This window comes from Nocardioides sp. CPCC 206348 (genome assembly GCF_048654705.1).
Classification (GTDB): domain Bacteria; phylum Actinomycetota; class Actinomycetes; order Propionibacteriales; family Nocardioidaceae; genus Nocardioides.
Genome location: NZ_JBMCZA010000215.1, coordinates 90,850 through 98,068, shown reverse-complemented (window position 1 = coordinate 98,068; position 7,219 = coordinate 90,850). Strand labels below are relative to the sequence as shown.

General features: G+C 68.3%; 8 protein-coding genes. 5 read left to right on the top strand and 3 right to left on the bottom strand.

What is annotated here, in order from left to right:
* Nucleotides 1-581 (bottom strand): HpcH/HpaI aldolase/citrate lyase family protein (locus ACOADB_RS23275; RefSeq protein WP_378604318.1); only part of this gene is annotated, 581 nt, incomplete at its 3' end.
* A gap of 62 nt (nt 582-643) precedes the next feature.
* Here ACOADB_RS23275 and ACOADB_RS23270 point away from each other — a divergent pair.
* Nucleotides 644-1,801, top strand: coding sequence for an acyl-CoA dehydrogenase family protein (locus tag ACOADB_RS23270; protein WP_378604315.1), 1,158 nt, complete (start codon nt 644-646; stop codon nt 1,799-1,801).
* A gap of 50 nt (nt 1,802-1,851) precedes the next feature.
* Nucleotides 1,852-2,499: a TetR/AcrR family transcriptional regulator gene (locus ACOADB_RS23265; RefSeq protein WP_378604312.1), complete on the top strand. Its 648-nt coding sequence runs from the start codon at nt 1,852-1,854 to the stop codon at nt 2,497-2,499.
* A gap of 7 nt (nt 2,500-2,506) precedes the next feature.
* On the opposite strand, the gene ACOADB_RS23260 is transcribed toward ACOADB_RS23265, so the two are convergent.
* Both ACOADB_RS23260 and ACOADB_RS23255 read right to left on the bottom strand, forming a co-directional pair.
* Nucleotides 2,507-3,148, bottom strand: a complete 642-nt coding sequence (locus tag ACOADB_RS23260) for a TetR/AcrR family transcriptional regulator (protein ID WP_378604309.1) — start codon at nt 3,146-3,148, stop codon at nt 2,507-2,509.
* Between the two features lie 5 nt (nt 3,149-3,153).
* Nucleotides 3,154-4,041 carry a hypothetical protein gene (locus tag ACOADB_RS23255; protein WP_378604306.1) on the bottom strand — a complete coding sequence of 296 codons (888 nt, stop codon included), beginning with the start codon at nt 4,039-4,041 and terminating at the stop codon, nt 3,154-3,156.
* Between the two features lie 106 nt (nt 4,042-4,147).
* On the opposite strand from ACOADB_RS23255, the gene ACOADB_RS23250 reads away from it, so the two are divergent.
* Genes ACOADB_RS23250 through ACOADB_RS23240 form a run of 3 tightly spaced genes read left to right on the top strand, consistent with a single transcriptional unit; the run spans nt 4,148 to nt 7,216 of the window.
* Entirely contained in the window at nt 4,148-5,227 is a 1,080-nt protein-coding gene (locus tag ACOADB_RS23250) for a DUF7064 domain-containing protein (RefSeq protein ID WP_378604303.1), read from the top strand.
* Nucleotides 5,227-6,312: a phosphotransferase family protein gene (locus ACOADB_RS23245; protein WP_378604300.1), complete on the top strand. Its 1,086-nt coding sequence runs from the start codon at nt 5,227-5,229 to the stop codon at nt 6,310-6,312. Before ACOADB_RS23250 ends, ACOADB_RS23245 begins: the two co-directional genes overlap by 1 nt.
* Nucleotides 6,313-6,322: 10 nt before the next feature.
* Nucleotides 6,323-7,216 (top strand): hypothetical protein, encoded by an 894-nt coding sequence (locus ACOADB_RS23240; RefSeq protein WP_378604297.1) that lies wholly within the window; start codon nt 6,323-6,325, stop codon nt 7,214-7,216.
* Nucleotides 7,217-7,219 lie beyond the last annotated feature (3 nt).

The window sequence follows — 7,219 nt, the reverse complement described above, 5'->3', positions numbered from 1 at the left end:
GCCACCTGCGCGGCCCGGGAATGCAGCACGATCGCGTCCTGGACCGCCCGCCACGCAGCGGGTTCGATGTCACGGGCGCGACCCAGCGACGCGGCCAGGTCGGCATAGCCGACGATCACCGCGGTCAGCCGCCGGACATCGGACACGATGTCGGCCAGGGCAACGACACCGGCGGCGGTCTCGACCAGGGCCTGAACGCCGACCTCTTCGGTCCGGCCGACCTCGGCCTCGAGACCAGCGAGAAGGCGTTCGACGAAACCGAGGTCCGCCCGCGACTCCACCTTCGGCAGCACGACCGACGACACCCGAGTGATCGACGCCGCAACCTCCAGGTCGCGGTGACACCAGGGAGTGCCGATCGCGTTGACCCGGACCGCGACCTGCGGACCCCCGGCGGGCCAGACGAAGGTGGCCAATTGTGCGCGGGCACGGTCCTTGTCGTCGTACGCGACGGCGTCCTCGAGGTCGATGACGACCTCGTCGGCGCCGGACTCCAGCGCCTTGGTGAGCTTGCGGTCGTCACCGGCCGGAACACAGAGGGCGGAGCGGCGGGTGACGTGCGCGACGTTGACCACGGACATTCTTTTAATCTACATTAAACAGTGTTCGGCAAGCAATCGAGTCCCGGAGGAACGAGCACACCATGGCGAAGCTGTCGTCGGAAGAGCAGGAAGTCGTCGCCCTGGTGCGCGACTGGATCGACCGGGACGTGCGCGGCAAGGTGGCCGAGATCGAGCACGCCAACGAGTACCCGGAGAAGTGGATCGAGCAGATGAAGCAGCTCGGCATCTTCGGGCTCGCCATCCCCGAGCCGTACGGCGACGTGGCCGTGTCCATGCCTTGCTACGTCGAGGTCACCACGGAGCTGGCCCGCGGCTGGATGAGCCTCGCCGGCGCGATGGGCGGCCACACCGTCGTCTCGAAGCTGATCCTGCAGTTCGGCACCGAGGAGCAGAAGCAGCGCTACCTGCCGCGGATGGCGACCGGTGAGCTGCGCGCCACCATGGCCCTCACCGAGCCCGGCGGCGGTTCGGACCTGCAGGCGATGAAGACCGTCGCACGCCTCGACGGCGACGAGTACGTCGTCAAGGGCTCCAAGACCTGGATCAGCAACGCCCGACGCTCGGGCCTGATCGCGTTGCTCTGCAAGACGGACCCCAAGGCCGAGCCCCGCCACAAGGGCATCTCGATCCTGCTCGTCGAGCACGGGCCCGGCCTGACCGTTTCGCGCGACCTTCCCAAGCTCGGCTACAAGGGCGTGGAGTCCTGCGAGCTCTCGTTCGACGACTTCCGCACGCCCGTCGACACGCTCCTGGGCGGGGTCGAGGGCAAGGGCTTCGCGCAGATGATGCGCGGCCTCGAGACCGGACGCCTGCAGGTCGCCTCCCGCGCCCTCGGCGTCGGGCAGGCCGCCTTCGACGACGCACTCGCCTACGCCCAGGTCCGCGAATCCATGGGCAAGGCGATCTGGAAGCACCAGTCGATCGGCAACTACCTCGCCGACATGGCCACCAAGCTCACCGCAGCACGCCAGCTGGTGCTGTTCGCCGCCGAGAAGTACGACGCCGGAGAGCGCTGCGACATGGAAGCCGGGATGGCCAAGCTCTACGCCTCCGAGATCGCCATGGAGATCGCGCTGGACGCCGTCCGCATCCATGGCGGCTACGGCTACTCCACGGAGTACGACGTCGAGCGCTACTTCCGCGACGCGCCCCTGATGATCGTCGGCGAGGGCACCAACGAGATCCAGCGCAACGTGATCGCCGCCCAGCTGGTCAAGCGCGGCGGGCTGGGACGCTGACCCGCGCGGGTCGAGCATGTGAATCTGTGAAGCACGATTAGAATCCGGACATGGCGAAGAATCCCGGGAGCCCGACGCTGACACCCGCCCGTGAGGGCAAGGCAGGCGACAAGAAGTCCGCACGCACCCGGGTGCGGATCCTTGACGCAGCGGCGCAGGTGCTGAGCGCCAAGGGGTACGCCGGCATGCGGCTCAGCGACGTCGCGGAGGTCGCCGAGCTCCAGGCGCCGGCGATCTACTACTACTTCCCCTCGCGTGATGACCTCATCGAGGAGGTCATGTGGGTCGGCCTCGCCGAGATGCGGGAGTACCTCACCAAGGCCCTCGCCGCGGCTCCCGCCGAGGCGACCGCGATGGAGCGGATCCTGATCGGCGTCGAGACACACCTTCGCCACGAGCTGGAGATCTCCGACTACACCACTGCGGCGATCCGCAACGCCGGCCAGCTCCCGGACCAGATCCGGGAACGCCACGACGCCGAGGAGAAGAAGTACGGCGCCGTGTGGCGCGAGCTGTTCAAGGCCGCCGCCGCATCCGGCGAGCTCCGCGAGGACCTCGATCCCTACCTTGCCCAGATGCTCGTGATGGGCACCATCAACTGGACGGCCGAGTGGTGGCAGCCGAACCGGGCCACCATCGACCGGGTCGTCGCGAACGCCCAGTCCTTCGTGGAGAATGCACTCTCCCCGACCGCCTGAACAGGGCTCAGGCCTGCTCGCTGAGCTCCACGCAGCGGGCGGCCACGGCAGCAGCCTCGTCGACCCCGAGACCCAGCAGGCGCAGGGTCAGCTCGGCCTGGACGGCGATCACCGACCGGTCGTGCTGCTCGCCGTCGAGGATCCGTCGAATCAGGGCGAGTGACCCTGCGACGACGTTGTGAACGACGACGTCGGCGTCCGGCACGATGAAGCGCCCGGCGTCGACACCTGCACGAACGACCTCCATCGCCTGCGGCCCCATCGCCCTGGAGTAGACCAGGTCGGAGTGGTCGAGGTGGACCAGCAACCGGGCGAGGTCGGGGTCCGTGAACGCGATGCCGACGATGCGCAACACGGCCAGCGCCGTGGTGACGGCCGGGTCCTGGTCGCGATTCGCGTCGTTGATACCTGCCGTCGCGGCCATCTCGGCGAGGGACTCCTCCACCACCGCCTCAACCAGCTCCTCCTTGTTGGAGAAGTAGTTGTAGAACGACCCGAGCGCGACGTCGGCCTCCTCGGTGATGTCCTGGATCTTCAGACCCGCGACGCCATGGGTGCCGATCAGCGTGCGTCCCGCAGCAACAAGGACACCACGCGTGCGCACCCGGCGCCGGTCGTAACGACTCTCCCCCGCAGAAGCCCCAGCCATGGAGATCAGACTACGGCCGGCATCTTCGGCCCCGAACCGATGGTGATCTCGGGAGGCGGCACGGAGCCCTCAGGCACTCCGAAGATCGCTGCCTTGACGATGGCGAGCTTGCCCCTGACCGCGACCTCGTCATCGGGACGGCAGACGACGAACGACAGCACCCAGACGCAGGTGAGGGCCAGCCCCACGGTCACCAGGAACGCCACGTGGCTCACCCAGAGCGGCGCATCCAGGTTGAGCGCGGTCCACACCGGCCACGCCGCGGCACCGTTGCCGATGCCGTCGGCCATCGGGATGAACGGGATCACCAGGGCGATCCGCCATCCGGGCAGGTACGGCTTGAGGCGGTAGATGAGGGCCCCTGCCGTGAGCGGCATGATCGGGTTCACGAAGACCCACCACAGCGGCAGACCCCAGAAGCTCATCGGCTGCGGTCCGTAGTACTCGTAGGCGCCCATCAGCACGCCCGGGCTCTCCAGCCCGATGTTGATGAACACGTCCATCAGGTACAGCTGGAACAGGCCGCTCACCGTGATGCCGTTGGAGAAGACCCGGTAGGCGAGATAGGCCAGCCCGCCGACGTACCAGATGTAGACGAAGTTGATGAAGAGCGGGAAGTCGCGCCCCATCGACGTGAACGTCGTCAGGTGGGCACCTTCGCGGATGTAGCAGAGCCCGAGCGTGTCGACGATCGGCTCGAAGAGGCAGGCGATGCCGCCACCGACCAGGCAGACAGCGAGCAACGGACCGCGACCGGTCACCAGGTGGCGGACTGCGAAGAACACCCCGATGACGACAGGGATCCCGAGAAAGACCGTGAAGGCGATCTCGGGACCGTACGGCATCTCGGTGGTCGGGTGGGCCGGGATCTCCCGGGCGGCAGTGGCAAGCATGCGTCGCACCCTAGTTCTAAACTGAGATTAATTTCAATATTGAAAAGTTGTTCATTCTCTGCCAGTGTGGTGGCCGTCACGATCGCCGCCACCCGCAGGAGTCCTCATGAACCACGCCGTCCACCCGCCCGAGACGGACCTGCTCCTGCCCCTGCCGGAGACCGGCGCGCAGTGGGACCCCCACACGATCCACACCCATTACTTCGGGTTCTCCGTGCCCCAGGCGTCGATCGGCGCCTTCCTCTACATCCGCTACCAGCCGACCTTCCCGCTGAGCCAGGGCGGGGTGGCGATCTTCCAGGGCCTCGACAACCTCAACGTGCTCGACATCGCGCACCTCGACTACGAGGTCACCATGCCGTGGCCGGACGTGGACGGGAACGTCATCACCACCGCCAACGGGCTGCGCGTCGAGTTCCTCGAGCCCGGCCGGATCGCGCGGGTGAGCTACACCAGCAAGGACGGGCGTACGTCGTTCGACGTGACCCAGACGGCCGTCACGCCACTGCTCGCCCGCGGTCACGTGATGCCCGGCGAGGACGACCACCACGGCGACCCCGGTCGCGTCCCCGGCGGGAGCGAACAGTTCATGCACTGCGTCGGCTCACTGGTCCTCGACGGCGTGGAGCACGACGTCGACTGCTTCGCGCCGCGCGATCGCTCCTGGCGCCAGGTCCGCACCGAGGACCAGGGCGGCGTGCCGGTCCCGCCGGTCGGCTGGTCGCCGATGTACTTCGGGGAGGACCTGGTGTTCAACCAGATCAGCTTCGAGGCGCCGGACACCGACCCCGGCTGGGCCGGCGTCTACGACGTCCCGGACGGCGCACCGACCCACCACTTCGCCTGGTTGATCAACAAGGGCGAGACCCGCCAGGTCACCCGGATCCGCCGCAACGTCGTGGAGCGCCAGCCGCACACCTTCGCCACGCTGCGCCAGGAGGTCGAGGCCACCGATGAGGACGGCCGGGTCTGGCGCTTCACCGGCGAGGCGATCGCCACCGCCACCATCCCGGCGTGGCCCAACGTCTCCTTCCACGACAGCGTCTTCCGCTGGACCGACGAGGAGGGCCGGATCGCCCACGCCACCTACCAGGAGATCTGGTTCGACAAGTACCAACGGGCGATGGCCGCCCGCGCCGCAGAGCCCACGACCGAGCCCACCACCCGCATCGAAGGAGACAACTGATGGCCCTCGCGAACACGGACCCGGCAGAGATCCGCGGCGCACTCGAGACCTGGCTTGCCGGACACCTGACGCGAGCCGTGATCACCGACTGCGATGTCCCCGCTGCCAGCGGGATGTCGAACCTCACCGTGCTCTTCAGCGCCACGTGGGAGGGCGGAACGGGCGACTTCGTCGCTCGCGTCGCCCCGTCCGGGCCGGCCGTCTTCATGGAGTACGACCTCCCCAAGGAGGCGACGGTCATGAATGCCCTCGCCGGTGTCGGGCTGCCGGTTCCGGTGGTGCGCTGGGTGGAGACGGACCCGGCCGTGCTCGGGGCGCCGTTCCTGGTGATGGAGCGCGCGCTCGGCCGGGTGCCGGCCGATGACCCGCCCTTCACTGCCACCGGCTGGGTCCTCGACCTCACCGACGACGAGCGCGGTCGCCTGTGCGTCAACTCGCTCCAGGCGATGGCCAGCATCCACAACGTCGACTGGCGCCACCACGGGCTGGACCTTCTCGCCCCCGCGGACGGCTCCGATCCCTTCGACGCCGAGCTGGAGAAGTGGGACCGGATCGATGAGTGGGCCCGTGCTGGCGACACCAATCCGACCACCGCCGCCGGATTCGCCTGGCTTCGCGACAACCGACCGCTCGACGACCGCGACCCCGTGCTGCTCTGGGGCGACGCGCGGATCGGCAACATGCTCTTCGGCGACGACCTCCAGGTGAACGCCATCCTCGACTGGGAGATGGTCGGACTCGGACAGCCCGACGCCGAGGTCGCCTGGTGGCTCTTCCTGCTGCGCCATCACACCGAAGGCATCGGTATGCCCTACCCGGGCGGATTCCCCAGCCGCGACGAGGTCGTGGACATCTACGAGAAGGCAGCCGGTCGCTCGATCGACCATCTCGACTACTACGAGGTCTGGGCAGCGGTGCGCCTGTCGGTCCTGATGCACCGCGCAGGGAACCTGATGGTCGAGATCGGGCTGCTCCCGGCCGATGCGCCGATGAAGTACAGCAACCCGGCGAGCCAGCTGCTGGCGAAGCTCATCGGCGTACCGGCGCCGGGCGGCGACGCCCAGAGCTTCATCGGCAACAGGTGAGGAGACAACGGTGACGACCACCCACCTGGACACGGCCTGGGGCGCGCTGTCCCAGCCGGTCCACGTCGACGCGGCCGGCCCGGCCGATCCGACCTGGAAGGACAATGCCTACCTGTCCTTCTGGGACGTCGAACGCCGCACCTTCGGCTCGTTCCACGTCTCGACATCTCCGAACGCCCTTGCCGGTCGGCGCGCACGGTGCTCCTTGCAGCTCCCCGACGGCCGGTTGGTCGAGATCGTCGAGGACCTCGACCCCGGGACCTTCGCCAGTCGGTCCATCTCCTTCGGACTCGACGGTGTCGTCACCGTCGCGCATCCCGACCTGACGGCGCGGTTCGTGAATGTTCCGCTGCACACCGCCGCGGACTACTCGGCCACCGACCTGATCCCCGCACTGGTGGCCGGGCAGCCGCTCCAGCACTTCCAGCAGGGCTGCGCAGTCTCGGGCTCGTTCGAGTCCTCCGGCCAGCAGTGGCTCGTGGATGGCTTCGGCATGCGAGACCGGACCTGGGGGTTCCGTGACGAGACGGCGCAGTGGATCGAGTACGCCGGCCTCGTCGGGGTCTTCGACGGCGTGTTCATCACGGCGATGAAGTTCCTGTCCGCGGACGGGTCCCTGAAGGCCGACGGCTTCCTCATCGACGCGACGGGGAGCCACCGGATCACGGCGATCGCCTTGCGTCGTACGGCGGCCGCGCAGTTCCTGCGCGCGACGCTGACCCTCGTCGACGGCTCCAGCCGGGTCGTGGCCCTGGTCGACCGAGTGGCCGGGTTCTTCGTGCCCATGGGCGCCGAGACCGACGGGCCTGCGTTCGGCGCCCATGACGACTTCATGCTCCTGGAGCTCGACGGATCCGCCGGCGGCGGCTTCCTCGAGCAGGGCATCCTGCACCGGGTCTGCTGAGCC

Coding starts and splice junctions, on each gene's coding strand:
- ACOADB_RS23260 (WP_378604309.1), bottom strand. CDS start 3,148: ATGGCTGGGGCTTCTGCGGGGGAGAGTCGTTACGACCGGCGCCGGGTG.
- ACOADB_RS23270 (WP_378604315.1), top strand. CDS start 644: ATGGCGAAGCTGTCGTCGGAAGAGCAGGAAGTCGTCGCCCTGGTGCGC.
- ACOADB_RS23265 (WP_378604312.1), top strand. CDS start 1,852: ATGGCGAAGAATCCCGGGAGCCCGACGCTGACACCCGCCCGTGAGGGC.
- ACOADB_RS23255 (WP_378604306.1), bottom strand. CDS start 4,041: ATGCTTGCCACTGCCGCCCGGGAGATCCCGGCCCACCCGACCACCGAG.
- ACOADB_RS23250 (WP_378604303.1), top strand. CDS start 4,148: ATGAACCACGCCGTCCACCCGCCCGAGACGGACCTGCTCCTGCCCCTG.
- ACOADB_RS23245 (WP_378604300.1), top strand. CDS start 5,227: ATGGCCCTCGCGAACACGGACCCGGCAGAGATCCGCGGCGCACTCGAG.